Annotated in this window: 16 protein-coding genes and 2 pseudogenes; 11 read left to right on the top strand and 7 right to left on the bottom strand. The window is 55.0% G+C overall.

What is annotated here, in order from left to right; translation table 11 throughout:
* The first annotated feature begins 218 nt into the window (after positions 1-218).
* Together QP888_RS10700 and crtI are read left to right on the top strand one after the other, a co-directional pair.
* Entirely contained in the window at positions 219-1,145 is a 927-nt protein-coding gene (locus tag QP888_RS10700; RefSeq protein WP_284813552.1) for a phytoene/squalene synthase family protein, read from the top strand.
* 5 nt (positions 1,146-1,150) lie between these two features.
* Positions 1,151-2,815 (top strand): phytoene desaturase family protein, encoded by a 1,665-nt coding sequence (gene crtI / locus QP888_RS10695; protein WP_284813551.1) that lies wholly within the window; start codon positions 1,151-1,153, stop codon positions 2,813-2,815.
* A 39-nt stretch (positions 2,816-2,854) separates the two neighbouring features.
* On the opposite strand, the gene QP888_RS10690 is transcribed toward crtI, so the two are convergent.
* On the bottom strand, positions 2,855-3,859 hold the full coding sequence (locus QP888_RS10690; RefSeq protein WP_284813550.1) for a pseudouridine synthase: 1,005 nt from the start codon (positions 3,857-3,859) through the stop codon (positions 2,855-2,857).
* A gap of 18 nt (positions 3,860-3,877) precedes the next feature.
* Between QP888_RS10690 and QP888_RS10685 the strand changes: the two genes are divergently transcribed.
* The 4 genes from QP888_RS10685 to QP888_RS10670 all read left to right on the top strand — a co-directional run bounded on the left by QP888_RS10685 (position 3,878) and on the right by QP888_RS10670 (position 6,341).
* A complete protein-coding gene (locus QP888_RS10685) occupies positions 3,878-4,009 on the top strand; it encodes a hypothetical protein (RefSeq protein WP_284813549.1) in 132 nt (43 codons plus the stop codon).
* A gap of 271 nt (positions 4,010-4,280) precedes the next feature.
* Complete coding sequence (locus QP888_RS10680; RefSeq protein WP_284813548.1) at positions 4,281-5,177, top strand: universal stress protein; 897 nt, start codon at positions 4,281-4,283, stop codon at positions 5,175-5,177.
* A 2-nt stretch (positions 5,178-5,179) separates the two neighbouring features.
* Positions 5,180-5,437, top strand: a complete 258-nt coding sequence (locus QP888_RS10675; RefSeq protein ID WP_284813547.1) for a GlsB/YeaQ/YmgE family stress response membrane protein — start codon at positions 5,180-5,182, stop codon at positions 5,435-5,437.
* A 277-nt stretch (positions 5,438-5,714) separates the two neighbouring features.
* Positions 5,715-6,341 carry a TetR/AcrR family transcriptional regulator gene (locus QP888_RS10670; RefSeq protein ID WP_284813546.1) on the top strand — a complete coding sequence of 209 codons (627 nt, stop codon included), beginning with the start codon at positions 5,715-5,717 and terminating at the stop codon, positions 6,339-6,341.
* Between the two features lie 22 nt (positions 6,342-6,363).
* Here the strand turns inward: QP888_RS10670 and yidC are convergent, their stop codons facing one another.
* Positions 6,364-7,575 carry a membrane protein insertase YidC gene (yidC, locus tag QP888_RS10665; RefSeq protein ID WP_284813545.1) on the bottom strand — a complete coding sequence of 404 codons (1,212 nt, stop codon included), beginning with the start codon at positions 7,573-7,575 and terminating at the stop codon, positions 6,364-6,366.
* A gap of 109 nt (positions 7,576-7,684) precedes the next feature.
* Here yidC and QP888_RS10660 point away from each other — a divergent pair, with 109 nt between their 5' ends.
* Together QP888_RS10660 and QP888_RS10655 are read left to right on the top strand one after the other, a co-directional pair.
* Positions 7,685-9,031: a sensor histidine kinase gene (locus QP888_RS10660; RefSeq protein ID WP_284813544.1), complete on the top strand. Its 1,347-nt coding sequence runs from the start codon at positions 7,685-7,687 to the stop codon at positions 9,029-9,031.
* A 54-nt stretch (positions 9,032-9,085) separates the two neighbouring features.
* Positions 9,086-9,724 (top strand): LuxR C-terminal-related transcriptional regulator, encoded by a 639-nt coding sequence (locus tag QP888_RS10655; RefSeq protein WP_284813543.1) that lies wholly within the window; start codon positions 9,086-9,088, stop codon positions 9,722-9,724.
* 9 nt (positions 9,725-9,733) lie between these two features.
* On the opposite strand, the gene QP888_RS10650 is transcribed toward QP888_RS10655, so the two are convergent.
* Entirely contained in the window at positions 9,734-10,369 is a 636-nt protein-coding gene (locus tag QP888_RS10650) for a DUF6474 family protein (protein ID WP_284813542.1), read from the bottom strand.
* 86 nt (positions 10,370-10,455) lie between these two features.
* Here QP888_RS10650 and QP888_RS10645 point away from each other — a divergent pair, with 86 nt between their 5' ends.
* Entirely contained in the window at positions 10,456-12,126 is a 1,671-nt protein-coding gene (locus QP888_RS10645) for a TM0106 family RecB-like putative nuclease (RefSeq protein WP_284813541.1), read from the top strand.
* On the opposite strand, the gene QP888_RS10640 is transcribed toward QP888_RS10645, so the two are convergent.
* From QP888_RS10640 to QP888_RS11210, 4 genes are all read right to left on the bottom strand, one after another.
* Positions 12,127-13,341, bottom strand: coding sequence for an MFS transporter (locus tag QP888_RS10640; protein WP_284813540.1), 1,215 nt, complete (start codon positions 13,339-13,341; stop codon positions 12,127-12,129). It abuts the gene before it with no gap.
* A 634-nt stretch (positions 13,342-13,975) separates the two neighbouring features.
* Positions 13,976-14,362 carry a hypothetical protein gene (locus QP888_RS10635; protein ID WP_284813539.1) on the bottom strand — a complete coding sequence of 129 codons (387 nt, stop codon included), beginning with the start codon at positions 14,360-14,362 and terminating at the stop codon, positions 13,976-13,978.
* A 412-nt stretch (positions 14,363-14,774) separates the two neighbouring features.
* Positions 14,775-15,047: a hypothetical protein gene (locus tag QP888_RS10630; RefSeq protein ID WP_284813538.1), complete on the bottom strand. Its 273-nt coding sequence runs from the start codon at positions 15,045-15,047 to the stop codon at positions 14,775-14,777.
* A gap of 295 nt (positions 15,048-15,342) precedes the next feature.
* A complete protein-coding gene (locus QP888_RS11210; RefSeq protein WP_350338247.1) occupies positions 15,343-15,537 on the bottom strand; it encodes an IS3 family transposase in 195 nt (64 codons plus the stop codon).
* 471 nt (positions 15,538-16,008) lie between these two features.
* Between QP888_RS11210 and QP888_RS10625 the strand changes: the two are divergent.
* Positions 16,009-16,151: pseudogene (locus tag QP888_RS10625) on the top strand (IS256 family transposase); the annotation flags it as partial.
* A 1,113-nt stretch (positions 16,152-17,264) separates the two neighbouring features.
* Positions 17,265-17,616: pseudogene (locus QP888_RS10620) on the top strand (transposase); the annotation flags it as partial.
* Positions 17,617-17,924 lie beyond the last annotated feature (308 nt).

Raw genomic sequence — 17,924 nt, 5'->3', positions numbered from 1 at the left:
GCCTGCGTCGCGCTGATGGTACTGCACTCGGGAGGGTGTGGGAGAGTAGGTTGCTGCCGACACTAATAATTTCATGTGTGGGTCTGTTGGTTGTGTTTTGTTGTGTGCGCTCTTTTGTTGGGTGCGACGCAACAGACACGACTGGCAGACCCATTTTCTATATGTACATATACCCTAAAACAGCGCATAAGCCGTCCAGGGGTCAAGGAGGCATTGTTATGGGATCAGCTCACCATAACGAATCTCTTCGTCACTACGATCGACTGGCTAACAATGCTACAACAGAAGTAATTAAAAGCTACTCGAGCAGCTTTCACGCAGCCACGTGCCTGTACCCCAGACAGATACGCCAAGATATCAGAAATATCTACGCCGTCGTCCGCATCGCCGACGAAATTGTAGACGGCACTGCAGGACAAGCAGCCCACGGATCGCTGAGTACAGCGCTGGATAACTACGAGAAGCTCGTTTTAGAAGCACCGAAGCATCGTTTTCATACAGATCTCATCCTGCACGGCTACGCAAACACCGCACGTCGCTGCGGGTTAAGCAAGGAGTACGTTAAGGCATTTTTTCGATCGATGCGGATGGATCTCCGCAAAGACAGCTACACGGAGCCTGAATTGGCTGATTATATTTACGGCTCCGCGGAAGTCATTGGTCTGCTCTGCCTCGAGATATTTTTCCAACAATATCCCAAGCCTGATTCTGAAACTTGGCAACGGTTGCAACACGGGGCCAAACGCCTTGGTGCGGGCTTCCAAAAAGCTAATTTTCTTCGCGATTACACTGATGATGTCACTAGCCGGGGTCGATATTATTACCCAGAGTTAGCGACGGGTTCGGCTAACGAAGCCTACGAACGCATAATTCAACAAATATATTCTGATTTCGCTTTCGCGGAGGATGCGCTTAAGTTTCTTCCCAGCAGTGTGCAACCCGCCGTCCGCGCAGCGTTACGGATCTACCGTCAACTGGCCCAACAACTAGCGGAGAGCCCTGCGGCCGTATTAGGGAATTCGGACGAACGAGCGCGTTTGTCCGTATCGAAGCTGACTAAAGCAAGCGTGCTTGCCCAATGTATTGCAGAATCTGGTTATGGTGCGCTACACCAAAAAATGCAACAAACACTGCAGAGAAAGTAAACCTCATGAAAAAACAGGCTCTGGTTATCGGTGCGGGTATTACAGGTCTTGCTAGTGCCGCGCTGCTTGCTCGCCGCGGGTTCGACGTTACCGTGGTAGAGAAGAACCGGACCACCGGCGGCCGGGTCGGTGAGATAACGGATGGTGGCTTCTGCTTCGAAACCGGGCCATCGTGGTATCTCATGCCGGATGCATATGAGCAGTTTTTCCAGCTCATGGGCACAACTGTGGCAGAGCAGCTCGAATTACATACCCTGGATCCAGCGTATCGGATGTACACCGGACCCAATGAATATCTTGATATTCCCTTTGGTGCGCACAAGGTCACAGCGCTTTTTGAATCCATAGAACCCGGCGCAGGGGCAAAGCTATCTGCCTATCTTGAATCAGCTCACTTGGTCTACACCATAGCCCTAGAGCGGTTTTTGTACACGACGTTTGCCTCCCCTCGTCCATTGATGACAACTAGCGTGCTCGGAAAGGCCTGGAGCCTCGTTCGGTTTCTGTGTGAACCCCTCCAACGTTTCGTCGACAAGCAGTTCCGGGACCATCGACTGCAAAAAATCTTGCAATATCCGGCAGTATTCTTGTCGACGCAACCACGGACTGCGCCCAGTATGTACCACCTGATGAGTCACACGGATTTGCAGCTAGGCGTGCAGTATCCTGCAGGTGGTTTTCGTGCGATCGTGGATGCCATCGAAATGCTTGCACGGGAGCATGGGGTACGGATTGAATTCGGTGCGGAGGCAACCAATCTACATTGTTCCGGGGTAGCCGGACGGGGCGCCCGCATCACAACGGTGAGCGTGCACACGGATGATGGGACGAAGGTGTATCACCCGGATGTGGTGGTATCTACAGCGGATCTGCACCACACTGAAACTTCGTTGGTGCCGAGGCAATACCAGAGCTACCCAGCGACTTATTTTGCGAAGAAGGACCCGGGCATAGGCACGGTTCTGGTGATGCTGGGGGTGCGTGGGAAAATTCCGCAGTTGAACCACCACACTTTGCTGCTATCGCAGCATTGGCAAAGAGATTTCGACAGCGTGTTCTCCGCATCGGGCGCTTTAGCGGCAGACAAAATGTCGTCGTCAATTTATGTCTGTAAACCTTCTGCCACAGATGACACGGTCGCTCCCGCTGGTTGCGAAAATCTCTTTGTGCTTGTTCCCACAGCTGCCGACGTCGGCATCGGGCACGGTACTGGGTATCCGCCTCACACGCTCGATAGCGTCGACAGCTTCGATGGCTGTGCTGGAGATAGCGCAGGGCGTCATTGTCAACAGGAATCACCGGCTGTGACGGCCATCGTCGACAAGGCCCTGGATAGAATCGCGGAATACACCGGGATCAATGATCTGTCCGAGCGGATCATTGCACGACACACTTTAGGGCCTGCGGATTTTGCGGCAGATTTTCATGCGTGGCGTGGCGGTGCACTGGGGCCGGCGCACACATTGGGGCAGTCAGCGATGTTTCGCCCGCAGAATCAATCGGCAAAGCTCACTAACCTGTATTACGCCGGTGCGACGGTAACGCCAGGAGTAGGCGTACCGATGTGCTTAATTTCTGCCGAAAACGTGCTCAAGCGCATCGATGGACGCACGGATTCCCGCCCGATGCGTGCTGACGAAGTGCTGAATAGCAATAGCGGGCTAGCGTGACGATCAAACGACGATGATCAAACGACGACGATCAAAACACTAGGCAGTGCCCTCGAAAGTATCTGATACGGAAAGCGGGGTACGGAAGCTGCGGTGCGCGCCGCTCAGTGGATCTGTGAATGAGATTTCCCGGGCGATCAGGTGCATGGGCACCGCAAAGTCTTCTTCGTCCTCTGCATATATCCGCGGATACACCGGATCCCCCAGAATCGGAACCGCTGCCGCCCACATGTGTAGGCGCAGTTGGTGGGTTTTTCCGGTGACTGGCGCGAGCCGGTAGTGCGCGAGCGGCGGTTGCTTGCCGTGGATTTTTTCCAGCTCCTCTTGTTCTGCCGTGCTGCACCGGGTAATAGTTTCCACGTGGGTGATGGCGTTGGGTTCGCCGTCGATGAAGCGACCTTGCAGTTCACCAGGGTTTTTCTCCAGGCGCGAGCGCCACGTAAGCCGACCGTCGGCAAGCGACTGCGCCAGGTGAGAATCATAGGGCGCGATGGCTTCGTACACTTTGGATACCTGCCGCTGGGCAAACAAAGTCTGATACGGTCCGCGCAGCTCTGGGCGGGTGGTAAACAACACCAATCCGGAGGTCAGGCGGTCTAGGCGGTGGGCAGGCGAGAGATCCGGAATACCGGTGAGTCGGCGCAGCTGCACGGTGGCAGTCTGCACAATGTGGCGGGCACGCGGCATTGTCGCCATGAATGGAGGCTTGTGTACGACCAGCAGGTCATCGTCGCGATGAATGATGGGCAGTTGGTAGGGGACCGTAACTTCTGGGGCTGGTGTTTTGTAGAAGAAGAGCTCGCAGTTTTCCGGCAACAGCTCCTCTGGGGAAAGCGGGGTGCCGTTATGGCGTACGACCTCATTGTCGTGAAAGCGCTGGTAAATTGCGTCCCAATTGTCATTGGGGTGGCGGTGGCGCTGGGAAAAAATGACTTCAGCGACAGCATCGGCGGCTCGCATTCCGGTTGGAGGGGCGCCTTGAATACGGATACGCGTCGGGTTGAGTCCATCTTTAATGGGCAACGGGCTGGACTTTCGGCGCATAACGTTTATTATATCGTTATGGATTTGAACTCATTCTTGGAACCAATTACCAACCTCTTCGCCTCTGAGCTGTTTGCCACCATCTCGCGTGTGTTCCACGACATCTTCCAATTCTTCTACCCAGCTAACTCCGAAGCCGCACACAGCTAAAAGTTTTCTCCGCTACTCCTATGCCTTTGCTGGTTTAGCCGTCTAGCGGGCTTTAGTTTTGTCGTGATGGCAAGCTGGTTGTTCCGCGATGACAAGCACGGAAAAGGCGTTGTGTGCACTCATGATTCGCGCCGAAGCTGCAGACAGGCATAGTGATCGCGGTTATACTGGGTGGTGGAAGGGATATTTTCGCCGGATTTGCTCATATCAGGTTCGGTCAGAGGTATTCACCAGTTATGGCTGAAAACAACCTGGAGAAAGGGCGGTTGCAATGTCCAAAGAAGATATCATTGTTGTGGCAGTAGACGGATCCGACGCCTCCAACGAGGCAGTGCGTTGGGCTGCCAACACGGCAGCGAAACGTGAAATTCCGTTGCGCTTGGCTTCGAGCTACACGATGCCGCAGTTCTTGTATGCAGAGGGGATGGTTCCACCGAAGGAACTTTACGACGAGCTGCAGAACGAGACTTTAGAAAAAATTGAAGCCGCACGGAAAATTGCTCACGAAGTAACACCCGACCTGAAAATCGGACACACCGTGGCCGAAGGCTCGCCAATCGACATGCTGCTAGAAATGTCCAACGACGTCACCATGATCGTGTTGGGATCCCGCGGTTTGGGCGGCTTGTCCGGCATGGTGATGGGCTCTGTCTCCGCCGCCGTCGTCTCACACTCCACCTGCCCAGTTGTGGTGGTGCGCGAGGATTCCGGAGTTACCGAATCATCTAAGTACGGCCCAGTCGTCGTCGGCGTGGATGGTTCCGATGTTTCCCAGAAAGCTACCGAATACGCTTTCGCGGAAGCGCATGCACGTGGCTCCGAGCTGATTGCTGTAAACACGTGGATGGATATGCAGGTGCAGGCATCGCTGGCTGGTTTGACGGCTGCGCAGAAGGAATGGGAACAAACTGAAAAAGAACAAAAGCAGATGATGGACGAGCGCCTGTCCGCTTTGGCTGAGAAGTACCCAGAAGTACCAGTGAAAAAGATCGTGACCCGGGACCGCCCAGTGCGCGCACTAGCAGAAAACGCGGAAAACGCGCAGCTGCTGGTCACTGGTTCGCACGGACGTGGCGGTTTTAAGGGAATGCTGCTAGGATCTACCTCCCGTGCACTGTTGCAATCTGCTCCGTGCCCAATGATGGTTGTTCGCCCAGAATCGGAGTAAAAATGGAAACCCTAAGTCTCGGAATTATCGCCTGGATCATCATCGGTGGTCTGGCAGGATGGATCGCTGGCAAGATTAAAGATTCGAGCCAAGGTTTCTTCGGAAACATCATCGTCGGCGTTGTCGGCGGTGTGCTTGGTGGATGGCTGCTCAGCATGATCGGAGTTGATGTCGCCAGTGGTGGCTTCTGGTTCAGTTTGCTCACAGCAGTTCTGGGATCCGTGATCCTGCTGTCGCTTCTGAACGCGATCAAGAAATAACACTGCAGACGCAGTTGATTAAGCCAGTCGGTTTTTACCGGCTGGCTTTTTTAATTCGATGCTTCTGGCACACCAGCCTGAAATAGTCAGGGAGAAATAGCCAGGGAGAAAGCTTTGGATACGGCCCGAATACCATCCCACGGGACACGAGATGTTGAATACAAAAACTCTTCCCAGTACGCATCTACTGAACCGGGTGGTCTATATTGTATGTAGACCGACTAGTACAGATGCGTTGCGTGATAGCGCATGCGGCCGAGAACAGGAAGGAGCCGGAGTGAGCACCGCCAAGAAAAAGACGACGGCTAGCCGTCGCCAGAACCGCCCGAGTCCCCGCACTCGGTTGCTCAACTCTGCCACCAAACTTTTCGACACCGAAGGCATCCGGGTCATCGGCATTGACCGAATTCTGCGTGATGCAGACGTGGCCAAAGCCTCGCTGTATTCCTTATTTGGTTCCAAAGACGCTCTGGTTACTGCCTATATCGAGAAACTTGATGAAGACTTCCGCCACGACTGGCAACAGCGCACCGCGGACATGACCAACGTGGAAGAAAAAATCTTGGCGTTTTTCGATAAAGCCATTGACGACGAGCCAGAAAAAGACTTCCGTGGCTCGCACTTCCTCAACGCCGCCAACGAATACCCGAAGCCAGAGACCGACTCGGAACGGCAAATCATCTCTGCGTGCATGAACCACCGCAGCTGGGTACACGACACCATGACCGCGCTGTTGAACGAGAAAAACGGTTATCCGTCAGCGACTCAAGCCTCGCAGCTGTTGATCTTCCTGGACGGCGGGCTTGCTGGTGCGCGCTTGACCCGCAGTATCAACCCGCTGGTGACCGCGCGGGATTTAGCACGCCAGATGTTGGCAGCGCCCCCCGCAGATTATTCGATTTAGTCGCAGTCAGTATCGCGGTGAATTATTTGCGGTCTCCTTGAGCTCCAAAGTTTTCAGTCGGGTGTGGATTGCCGCTTTTCTTTTGGGCTTTTTCGGCCCGACGCTGGCGTGCAACTTCTTGACGCGCGCGCTGCCGCTTTTTATATAGAAGTTTTCTGTTTGCGCGTTCCATTTTTTCTCGACGTTGGAGTTGTTGCCGGTAAGCCGCCAGTTTCTGCGCATATGCAGGCTCTCGTCGGGCTCTTTTATCTTCCCGCCTGCGCACTTGTTTTCTGGCAAAAATGTTGCGCTTGCGTTGTCGGAATGTTCGATGTGATTCGCGCCGGGCTTCGTGATGTTCTTCCTGTAAGGGATAGAGTATCCGGACCAGGATAGCTATGATGAGCGATTGCACGAGCGTCCACAAACTATTGATAAACCAGTAAATGATCACCGCCCACGGGATCGGAACATTAAAAGCCAAGAAAAACAGCATGATCGGAAAAACCACCGACATGACGATCAGAAACTTGAATAACCGGCGAGCTACCGCATTTGACCATTCAGTGGTATAAAACGCGCGGACAGTATTGATCGCTAGGTTGATCGCGGTAAAAGCAATGGCCAACAGCAGCGTTGGCATCATGCCGGAGATCACTTCGTCGGTAGTGATACCGAAGGCGTGCTCCAAGTCTTGCCCCATCGAGGCGAAAACGGGAAGCGGGATCCCCAAAAACTCAGTATGCCGGAAGTCGCTGACCTCCGAAGCAGTCAATAAACCGATTGGTTCTGCCGGCATAATGCCAGAACCCGCGCCTGAACTGCCAGCAGCACCATCCGCCCCGGAACCACCCTTCAATGGGTTTGCCATCAATAACAGCAAGTGATACAAACCGATGAAGACGGGAATCATGATCAACGGCGGCATGCACCCCATCACCGGGTTATAACGGTATTTGTTATACAACGCTTGCTTTTTCTCTTGGTATTCGCGCACTCCGTCGGTGTTGGATACTTGTGCGTACTGTTTGTTGAGGGCGTTTAGGTGCGGGCGTAGCAATGCAATAGCGCGCCCGGAGCGGGCAGAATACCATGAGAGCGGCGCGATGAGCCCGCGGACAGTGATGATCAGAAACGGGATCGAGATCAGCCACGACACAGAATCTTCCAGCCCAAAGAGATTCTGAAAAATCAGGTGCCATAGCTTCATCACCGCCGAAACGGGATACATGAACACGTTATAGATAGCTTCCATAGAAAGAGCGCGTTTCCTTCCGAAGAGGATCCTGTTTGCCGGAAATCGGGCAGAGCATACCGGCTATTTTAAAGTCTAACCATCCAGGGACACTGGGTAAGCTGTGGGCATGAGCAGCCAGGAACTTGTTGCAAAAAACGGTGGTCTTAACGGTGGGACCAATGGTGATGCTGACGCCGCGGCCGCCGCCGATGAACTAGTGGCTCGCCCGGTTGCGGTCACGCCTGATTCCGAGGCCGAAGCAGAAGCCGCTATCGCTGATGTGGTCGCGGATCGTGACGTGCTGGGGGACGGCATCCACGTGCTGACTGCCGTATTGTTGGTTGTCGGTGTGACTGGATCCTTGCGCATGCCGTTGCCGGAAGCCAGCCTAAACCTGGTTCTGTACACAGCTTTTGCTGCGATTTACTTCGCAGGGTCTGTCTACTTGGATGACAAAGACGAAAGCGTCCAACTGTTTTGGCTTTTTGGTTTGCTGGCAGTATGGATGGGCATCATGTTCGTTACCCCGATGGGGGCTTACCTGGCTTTTACTATTTTCTTTTTGTTCTTACGGGTGCTCGACGGGGTGCGCGGAATCGTGTCAGTCATGTTTGCCACCAGTATCACGGTGATCATGCAAATACCGTCGGGGCTTACTCTGGGCGGCATCATGGGGCCGACGGTTTCGGCGATCGTTACTGTCGCGATTTATTTCGCTTTTACGACGCTGTCCCACATCAGTCGGCAACGCGCCCAATTGATCAGTGAGCTCGTGGAGACCCGCGAGCAATTGGCCGAATCTGAACGCGAGGCGGGCGTCAATGCCGAGCGGCAACGCATCGCCCACGAAATTCACGACACCCTGGCACAGGGGCTGTCTTCCATTCAGATGTTGTTGCATGCGGCGGACCGTGGTTTAGATCGCATCGACGCCGCGCATGCGGGGGATCAGACGGTGGATACTGCTCAGCCGCGCCACCACATTGAACTTGCGCGCACCGTGGCCGCCGATAATCTACAGGAAGCCCGGGCTATGATCGCCGCGCTGCAGCCGGCCACTCTGGCCGAGACCTCATTGCAGCAGGCTTTGGAGCGCGTCGCGCAGAATTGGTCGGATACCAGCGAGATCACCATCGATGTCGAGGTGGACGGTACAGCGCGGCAGCTGCCGATGAAAACTGAAGCCGCATTGTTGCGTATCGCGCAGGGAGCCACCGGAAACGTCGTTAAGCATGCGGGGGCCAGCCGGGCCCGCATTACGCTGACGTACGACGAAGACGTGGTGCGTTTGGACGTGGTGGATAATGGTGCTGGTTTTGATCTTGCCGACGTCGACAAGCGCCCCAGTGGGTTGGGGCATGTGGGCTTGGCCGCGATGCGGCAGCGGGCCGCCGAGCAAGGCGGGCAGATGGAGATTGAAACCGAACCTGGACGCGGGACCGCGGTATCGGTGACGATGCCGTGCACGGAATAACCGGGGAGTAAGATTAAACTAAGGAACCGTCAGAAAAGGGGTAATTGATCCACCATGATCAGAGTCTTGCTGGCAGACGACCACGAGATCGTGCGCCTTGGGTTGCGCGCAATTTTGGATGACGCGGAAGATATTGAGGTCGTTGGCGAAGTTGCTACCGCCGAGGCTGCGATTTCTGCTGCACACGCTGGTGGCATTGACGTGCTGTTGATGGATCTGCGCTTTGGCGCTGGTGTGGAAGGCCACCGAGTAACTGGTGGGGCGGAAGCCACGCGCACGATTAAAACCTCGGTGCCGCACCCACCGAAGGTACTGGTGGTGACGAATTATGACACAGATGCGGATATCCTCGGTGCGATTGAGGCAGGGGCAGTGGGCTACCTGTTGAAGGACTCCCCGCCGGCGGAGTTATTGGCTGCGGTGCGTTCAGCAGCAGAAGGTGATTCTGCGCTGTCGCCGGTGGTCGCGGATCGTTTGATGACGCGCGTGCGCACCCCGCGCAGCTCGCTGACCCCGCGTGAGCTGGAGGTGCTGAAGCTGGTGGCCTCGGGCTCGTCAAACCGTGACATCGGCACCGAGCTGATGTTGTCGGAAGCCACCGTGAAGTCACACCTGGTACACATTTACGACAAGCTGGGTGTGCGCTCCCGGACCTCGGCGGTGGCCGCTGCCCGCGAGCAGGGAGTGCTTTAACAGCGCGCGTTACCCTTCGGCGATATTGCGCTGAATATCCTCGGTGATTAAGTCAATATCGTTGCTGACGCTGCGGTGCGCGCGACGACGCTGCTGGTCGGTCATGAACTCAGCGTTGTCGACGGCTGCTTTTAGCTCGTCCAAGCGCTCGTTAATATCGCGCTTGTATCCTGGCTTCACGCTGGTGTCCTGCAGCGAATTGCGGATGCCCTGGATACGCGCCTTCAAATCCGCACCGTGGCCGCTAAACTGCGCCATCTGTTCTGGGGTGACACCAGAACGCTGTGCGGTGCGTTTGCTGAACTGATCCTGTGCAGCAGTAATACCGCGGTAAATGAGTGGCAGCGCCAGCGGCAGCAGCACGCGGGAAGCACCGGCGAAACGCTTGACGTTATCGGCGTTGAATTTGCCGGTCTGCAGCTTGTCCAGCTCCATCTTCGCCATTTTTTCCTGGTGTTTGCGCTTGGATTTCAAGCCCTTGTTTTCATCTTTAATAATCGCGCGTTTTTGCTTCGCCAGCAGCTTTTCGCGGCGTGCGCGTGCCTTCGAATCAGCTTTGACCTCAGCCTTCGCGCGTGCCTTGGCGGCTTTGACGGCGGCTTTGGCATCGCTACGGCGCTTACGGAGTGACTTCATCAAGCCCATGGTGTGCTCACCTTCGCTGAAAATTGCGTATTTTTACCTATTGCTGATTCAACAATACCTGGTGGTCTCGACTAGGCTGACCACCTGTGATCGGCCGTCGGGATTTTGTGGAAGCGCATGACCTCGTCGGCTGCCATTATCGCCTGGTGCAAGCCCGCCGTTACCCCGAGACCCCGGCGACGGAAGCTGCGCAAGAACGTGCGTTGCGCAGCGCCGATGCCCGGGCGGAGGTGGCTGCTTTATTGCCGGTAACTCCCGCGCTTGGCGACGGCCGCCGCCGGAATTTCCGGCGAATAGATTTAGGTCCGCTGCCCGCTGGTGATGCTGTGGCGGTGGAACGCCGGGAGTTCGACACGCTGGAAGCGCTGGCTTGGCAGCCGGATCTGGTGACCGGTGCGGTGCTGGCAGGAACCACGGGCAACCCTGAAACCGGGGACACCGCCGGAGGCATGGGTATGTCTAGCGGGGCTGCTATTCCGCACAACGGGCAGGCTGGCAACGATGGCAACGCGCCTGTGGAGTGGAAAGTCTCCATCGACGCTCTGGTGCGCACCGGGGACAACGCGTACCTTCCGGTGATGGTCAGCAACCACCGGGTGGCGCGAGAAAAAGCTGGTGGTGCGGTGGCTGTTCTTCCCACCCACCGCGCCGGGCTGGGCCGACCCATCACCGAGGAATTTGCGCTGCGTCAGCATTCTGTTGACGGTTATCGGTTGGGCTTGGCAGCACGTGCGCTCGAAGAACTCGGGCTGGCTACCGGGCGTGGTGGTTTGATTGGGCAGGATCGTCGCCGGATTTTTCTGATGGATACCCAACGGTTCCAGCGCGGGTTGTCGAATGCGCTTGCTGCTGTGCAGCCGGAGGAATTACCGCAGGGGCCGCGGCGTCGAAAAGAATGTGCGAGCTGCCGGTTTTGGGTCTATTGTGAACAAGAATTGCAGGACACCGACGATATCAGCCTGTTTTTATCGGGTGATCGGGCTGATCACCTGCGCGAACGTGGGATCACCACCGTGGAGGCGCTGCGCCGGGCAGATCCCGCTGTGGCCGGTGATTATGCCCAATTGGCGGATGCGTGGCGGCGTGGAATTGCCTTTCTAGCCCGCAGGCCAGCAGAAGAGATGCGGATACCGCGTGCCGACGTCGAGCTGGACATCGACATGGAAGCCTACCTAGACCAAGGCGCGTACTTGTGGGGCGTGTGGGATGGTGCGGATTATCACCCGTTTGTCACCTGGGACGAGCTCGGTGGGGCGGCAGAAGCCCGGAATTTCGCGAAGTTCTGGGGATATCTGTGCCAGCGGCGTCGGCAAGCAGAATTGGCGGGCCAAAGCTTTCGGGCATATTGCTACTCCGCGCATGGGGAAAACCATTGGATGCGCATGTCAGCGCGACGTTTTGCAGGCCAGCCAGGTATTCCGAGTATGGAGGAGGTCAGCGCGTTTATTGCTTCCGAGCAGTGGGTGGATGTGTTCCGCTATGCCAAGCAATTTTTGGCCGATACCGCGGGCATGGGGCTGAAACAGGTGGCAGCGACGGCGGGGTATACCTGGCCGGATGAGGATGTCGATGGTGAGCAATCGGTGAATGCACGGCGCAGAGCCGTGGGTGATGGGCCGGAGGCAATCCGCTGTCGGGAGCAGCTTTTGGGTTATAACCAGGGCGATTGCCAGGCCACCCGCGTGGTGCGGGATTGGTTGTGCGCGGGCGCGCCGGGTGTTCCACGAATGCGCGGGGCGGCTCGGGCGGGTGCTTAGCTAAGCGGCGTCGTCGTTGCTTTGCTCTTTGGCGTGTGCGAAAACCCCGAGCGCCAGCATTGCACTAGCTAACAGTGCAAGCGTGCCGACGAAGCCCCACCATGGTAGGGCAGTAAAAGTCAAGCCGGCCAGCGCGCCGACGACCGACGAGCCCAGGTAGTAGCACAGCACGTACATGCTGGATGCCTCGGCGCGGTTGTGCTCGGCGATGGCGCCCACCCAGCCAGAAGCGATGGAATGGGCAGCGAAGAAGGACGCGGTAAAAATCAGCAATCCGGTCAGGGTAAGCCACAGCCACGGGGTGGCGGTAAGTAGCAGCCCGATGATGAATGCGCTGGTAGAAACGACCAGCACTGTGCCGCGGGAGAATCTTTCCGCCAGCACACCTGCCCGGGCAGCGGAATAAGTGCCGCTGAGGTAGGCCAAAAATGCTAGTGCGACGATGCCTGGGGACAGCTCGAAATAGTCGATCAGGCGGAAAGCCAGGAAGTTATACAAAGAAACGAACACCCCCATGGCGAGAAAAGCAATGAGAAACATGGCTGCCAGCGATGGGGTTTTCCAGTGCGTGACCATGGATTCGTATTCGGTGCGAAACTGCAGGGCCTTCGGCTGGAAGAACTGCTGGCGCGGCAGAGTGAGCGCCACGATGATGGCGAAGCCTAGTGCTAGGAGGGATGCACAGAGGATTGCTACGCGCCAGTCGGTGACTTCCAGCAGCATCGACGGGATCAACCGGCCGGTGAGCCCACCGACGGAATTACCCGCGACGTAGACGCCCATGGCGCGGGCCAGGAAGCGGTGGTCGAGTTCTTCCGCGAGCCAAGCCATGGCCACCGCGGGCGTACCAGCGATGAAAGCACCGTGCAGCAAACGCAAGGCGATGAGCTGGTGGATGGTGTGCGCGAGCGGAAGCGTCAGCCCGATAAGCGAGGCCGCGATGGCGGAGATGATCAACACCCGGTTGCGGCCAAAGCGCTCCGAGAGGATGGAGGCCGGAACCACGCAGATTGCCAGCATTCCCGTGGCGACGGAGACTGTCAGCGCTGCGACGGTTGGTGTGGTGTCGAAGGCGTCGACAAGCGCAGGCAGCATAGCCTGGGTGACATACAGCCCATTGAATACGGCCAGCCCCGCTGCCAAGACCGCGACGGTGGCTAGCCGGTAGTTGCGTTCTCCCCGTTGTAGGCCACGTGCGGGTACTGTTTGTGCCATATATTACATGGTGTCACGTTTTTCACTGCGCGGTGCTGGTTTTCCGTTTCTTGTTGGCGCATTATTTCTTCTGGCCACCGCTATCGCGGTTGTGCTTAGCGGGATAAATATTTCACTCTGGAGTCATAAGCGGGCGCGGTATTCTACATCCGCGATAGGAAAAATCGGTGCGTGGCTTTGTGCTGTGATATCGTACGCACTGTAATCACGAATTTGGAATGGTGGAGGAGAGTCATGCTTGCTGTACTTGCTATTCTCGGCATAGTTTTTCATCGGGATACTTGATGTGGTATGTGGACAAACATGTAGTTAAGCGTAATGCAGCTAAAGATGTGGAAAAATAAGAAGCGTAAGTTTGTGGAGTAAAGGAATGTTGGCTCGGCTACGAGCTTCATTCGATGACTGAGTTGAAAACTACCTACCATGACCATACAAATAAGGGTGCAAGGGTTGGAATAGCAGCCATCGTCTAATGTCAGGTTAAGTTATCCTGACTTCGGGATTTGTCGTGGGGATTCTCTGTCTGTAGAGAAGCTGGCCCTAGGCGGGGCTTGAGTTTCTTTGTATGACTGTGCGTGTTTGGTGGCAGAATTTGACCGGCGAGAGCCGGATTCCGAATATGATTCGAGGAGTGTTAGAAGGTTCCCCAGAGTAAACACGTTTCAATGTCATTGTTCTCTAGTATTCGCCGCGCTTGATCGCGGTTGTTCAAGGTAACAATGACCCGCGTGTTGCACTTATTTAAAAAAATAAGCCACAAATCCGAATGCCATGCTGCGGTAGCCATAACGAGACCCTCGGCCTCACTTTGAGTCTCCTCAATCAGTGAGCCAACTACATACTTCCATCCGTTTAGCTCCCGTTCAAAATAGTCACCCATCTCGTAGCCCTCCGGGAAGTACCAGCAATATTCAGGCTCCCCAAGTTCAGCGCGAAGGGGGTACCACACAAGCATGAGGTTCGTGTCGGCAGGCCATGACACATTACCAAGGATCTCATTTTGGAATTGAGTTTCACTCATGTTCCCGAAAGCATGTCGGAAAGAATGTGCGGGGAGAACTGGTCGATTGAGAACCGCTCCCACCTCTTGCCATGTACAGTCGCTATTATTGCCCAGTGGCGGAAAAATAGAGGAAGGCATCCGCACCTCTATTATATACAAGTAGCTCCGGCTAAGCGTTGCGAGACAGTCGGCGTCATCAATATCATAGGGAAAAATAGACGGGAACGGAACCTCAACGGAGCTTCGGAAATCCCACTTCGGCTCCCCAACTGAATCGTATCTACCGTAGTCTTTCATTTAACTTTTACCTTATTTTAGTTGGCGTTTTATAGAAGCCACGTCGAAGTTCCCTGGGTTTTGTTCCTAGGCATCTGCCTTGATTTCCATTATTTCTCGACTGGGGTGATGTTCCCAAAATTCGGCTTCGACTTCAGCCGGCATGCGCTAGCCCAGGCTCTGGTGGAGCGGTGATTCGTTCCACCAATTCACCCACTCGAACGTCGCGATTTCCACATCCACAACATCGCTCCACGTACGGGCATGGATCAGTTCGTTCTTGTGAGGGGCCGTTGACGTTCTCGGCCAAGGCATTGTCGTAGGAATCCCCAATAGTGCCGGTAGACGCAGTAATTCCGTGTTCGGCCAAGCGCTGGTTGTAGACGATGCTCATATATTGTGAGCCGTGGCCTGAATGGTGAATCAAGCCCGTTGTTTCCTTAGCACACTTAGATCGCCTGATTGAGTGCTTGCAACGGCAGCGCCTGAAGTGCGCATCGAATCCGACAACGTCCAGCCGACAATCCTCCGGGAGAACGCATCAGTGACAAAAGCTGTGTATACGAACCCTTTCCTGGTGCGCACGTAGGTAATACCGCCCCACCCGCAGCCGATTGGGGCCAGGGACCTTAAACTCACGATTGACCAAGTCAGGGCGAAGATCCGGGCCCTTGGGCTTACGGGTTGTGATTGGTGCTCCTCGGTTGCCCTTGCCGGACAGACTAGCACTGCGCATCAGCCGTGTAAGTTTGCTCACGCTCAATGTCGATTCCTTCGCGGCGCAGCACGCGCCACATCTTCCGCACCCCGTAGACGCTGTAATTGTCAGCGTGAACCTCGCGGAAATGCTCTACAAGGGCGGCGTCGCGAAGGCGACGAGCACTTAAGCCCGCGCGCCTTGGATAGGCGGTACCCACGCGAGGTGATAAAAACGCCTTCACGGTGATTGTTGAACGTCTGGCAGATAAACTCGGGCAGTGAAACGATTCCGATACTCATCGATAAATCGGATCATTTCTTAACGATGTGGGTCGAGTCATGAGGCGAAAAAGCTGAGGCGGCTTTCAACAGCTCGTTGGTGTCGCGAAGCTGGTGATTTTCTCGACGCAACCGTGCGTTTTCTGCAGTAAGGTCCTCGGGCATTGATTCCACAACACGTCCTTCGCGACGAGCGGCCTGCGTCCATTGCGGTTGCGTCCGTTAGTGTGGTGTACGAGTTAGTTCCTGTGATAGGCCCGAGGACAAATAGGGCGACCATCATGGGTACCTTTCGAATCAACTTCTACCTATCGTCGAAAGGACGAGCCCCATAATAGCCACTGGCACTTTAGTCTATCGACCCGACCGCGTATCTCGAAGAGCTACTCACCCAGGCATCACCCGATCTGATGCCTCAGATGCTCGGTGATTTCATCAAAAAATTCTATCTGCCCACCCCGATACTGTCTGCGGCGCTTGCTACGGCACTACCAGCGACAACCACCTCAACCACCGCAACGGCTACCGCCACCGACCACTGGATACACGGATCATCTACGGGTGGGAAGTTTATTAAAACTGGTACGGGGGCGAACTTCGTGCATTGAAAGCCGCCGGCACAGGTTCTCTTGCGTTAGCAGCGGGATATGGCTGTGCAAAAGTTGGTAACCTACGTCACCCTATGGTTGTGGCAATCGCAGGACTTCTTTGCCTTACGGTAGGATCTACAGTAGCTTTGTGGAGCTTTGTGGTCGCTAAAGACAGCCCTTGACAACCTAAGGAATATTAATGATGGGACTTGCTATCAATGGAAAGTTGGTTCTAATGAAATTAAGACGGTTTCAGCACGGGGAAATTGCGGCCCGTAAATGAAATGGTTGAAACTCCTCCTGGCGACGCTAATAATTTGGCTTTTGACTCAAATTATTATTTGGGGTTTTTCTGAAATCTTATTAGATGATAGTGGGCTTGCGCATACTATAGGATTAGAAGAAGTAGATATATGTCTTAGGATTTTGGTCTATGCGCTCTTCCCATTACCCCTAGCATTTGTATTTGCCCGTCGATTGGTTAGTGGCCCCCGCTCGGGAAAGTAAACACTGGTGGCTGAACTCAGCTCGAAGACTATGGACTTAGCCGTGGGGATGGCGGTGCTCTGGAAAATTAGGTTAATTCCTGTAGCAGCAGCTATCCGCAGGGGCTTGCCGTAATGGTGAAGGTTGTCTGGCATGCCTTAGCGTCTTTCTTTTCTCTTTAGTCGCACGTTCCTAGCTGTCTGGTTCGTGCGGTTTTTTCTTTCACTCTTACTATTCGTGATTTCATTCTCTTCTTCGGGCTGACGCGGCGACTGCTGTCGCCTTGTCCCTGTCTAGTTCTGCCTGACGTTATAGCCGTTCCCGACGTCACCATCACCGCCAACCTGTCACGTCCTGGCCGGCATTTCCTCGCTCGTGAATCTTGCTGTCTGTTTTCCAGTGCCTGGCGGTTAAGATTATTGAGACAGTCGCAGCACTGTTTGCTGTAGATGACCGTCCGACCTTACCTGGCGATAGTGTTTTTGCCTACAGCATGGAACAACAGCTCGACTACGCCCGGAAGCATCCCAACCAGTCGAGCGCATCGGGGCATATCCCAGGCCAAGAACCATGGACTAGCCCAAGCCTGCGATGTCTACCTGGTGACAGATGATGCTCACTTCAGCATTCAAGCAGCGGTGTTTGATGTTGTGCCCAATGCCTCCTGGCAGCGGTGGCGCACTCACTTCGCTAAGAACCTCTCGTTCATGGTGCCGAAGACCTAGTGGCCGACATTATTGGCGATGTTCCACACGATCTTCCAACAACCCGATACTGTGATTCGATTAGTCGGGCCCGATCCTTGCCGAGCAGCATGATGAGTGAATTCAGCAGAAACGTTACATGTCGTTGACAAGCCTAGAGCACACCAAGGCGTTGATCACAACCAATGTCATCGACGCCGACACCACCACCCCGGCAGGCAAGGGGATTGCAGCCTAATGACCAACCACACTCAGGCCCGTGCCGGACCCGATCTTTGCTAACAGATCACCGACGATTTGAAAGAACTCATACACCACCTATGCAGACTTGATCTTTCTGCTGTAGCCTGGATAACATTCAAGGGCTCCATGGACAGGAAGACATTAAGTTCTGATCCGTGTTTTTGGTAGCTTTCGTGTAAAGCAGTTCACTAGGGAAGAATCGGAATATGAAAAATAAAGAAATCAATGGAGTGGGCTGGAATATCGGACCAGTGACCTTAACTGGTAACCTCGAGATTTTCTTTCTTCCAACACTCAACAAAC

The sequence above is a fragment of the Corynebacterium sp. MSK297 genome (genome assembly GCF_030232885.1).
Lineage (GTDB): Bacteria > Actinomycetota > Actinomycetes > Mycobacteriales > Mycobacteriaceae > Corynebacterium.
The sequence above is the reverse complement of the archived record's forward strand: the minus strand, read 5'-3'. Positions and strand labels throughout refer to the sequence as shown.

What these genes read in the sequence shown, in the direction of transcription:
- QP888_RS10700 (WP_284813552.1), top strand. Translation starts at nt 219, where the DNA reads ATGGGATCAGCTCACCATAACGAATCTCTTCGTCACTACGATCGACTG.
- crtI (WP_284813551.1), top strand. Translation starts at nt 1,151, where the DNA reads ATGAAAAAACAGGCTCTGGTTATCGGTGCGGGTATTACAGGTCTTGCT.
- QP888_RS10690 (WP_284813550.1), bottom strand. Translation starts at nt 3,859, where the DNA reads ATGCGCCGAAAGTCCAGCCCGTTGCCCATTAAAGATGGACTCAACCCG.
- QP888_RS10685 (WP_284813549.1), top strand. Translation starts at nt 3,878, where the DNA reads ATGGATTTGAACTCATTCTTGGAACCAATTACCAACCTCTTCGCCTCT.
- QP888_RS10680 (WP_284813548.1), top strand. Translation starts at nt 4,281, where the DNA reads ATGTCCAAAGAAGATATCATTGTTGTGGCAGTAGACGGATCCGACGCC.
- QP888_RS10675 (WP_284813547.1), top strand. Translation starts at nt 5,180, where the DNA reads ATGGAAACCCTAAGTCTCGGAATTATCGCCTGGATCATCATCGGTGGT.
- yidC (WP_284813545.1), bottom strand. Translation starts at nt 7,575, where the DNA reads ATGGAAGCTATCTATAACGTGTTCATGTATCCCGTTTCGGCGGTGATG.
- QP888_RS10660 (WP_284813544.1), top strand. Translation starts at nt 7,685, where the DNA reads ATGAGCAGCCAGGAACTTGTTGCAAAAAACGGTGGTCTTAACGGTGGG.
- QP888_RS10655 (WP_284813543.1), top strand. Translation starts at nt 9,086, where the DNA reads ATGATCAGAGTCTTGCTGGCAGACGACCACGAGATCGTGCGCCTTGGG.
- QP888_RS10650 (WP_284813542.1), bottom strand. Translation starts at nt 10,369, where the DNA reads ATGGGCTTGATGAAGTCACTCCGTAAGCGCCGTAGCGATGCCAAAGCC.
- QP888_RS10640 (WP_284813540.1), bottom strand. Translation starts at nt 13,341, where the DNA reads ATGGCACAAACAGTACCCGCACGTGGCCTACAACGGGGAGAACGCAAC.
- QP888_RS10635 (WP_284813539.1), bottom strand. Translation starts at nt 14,362, where the DNA reads ATGAGTGAAACTCAATTCCAAAATGAGATCCTTGGTAATGTGTCATGG.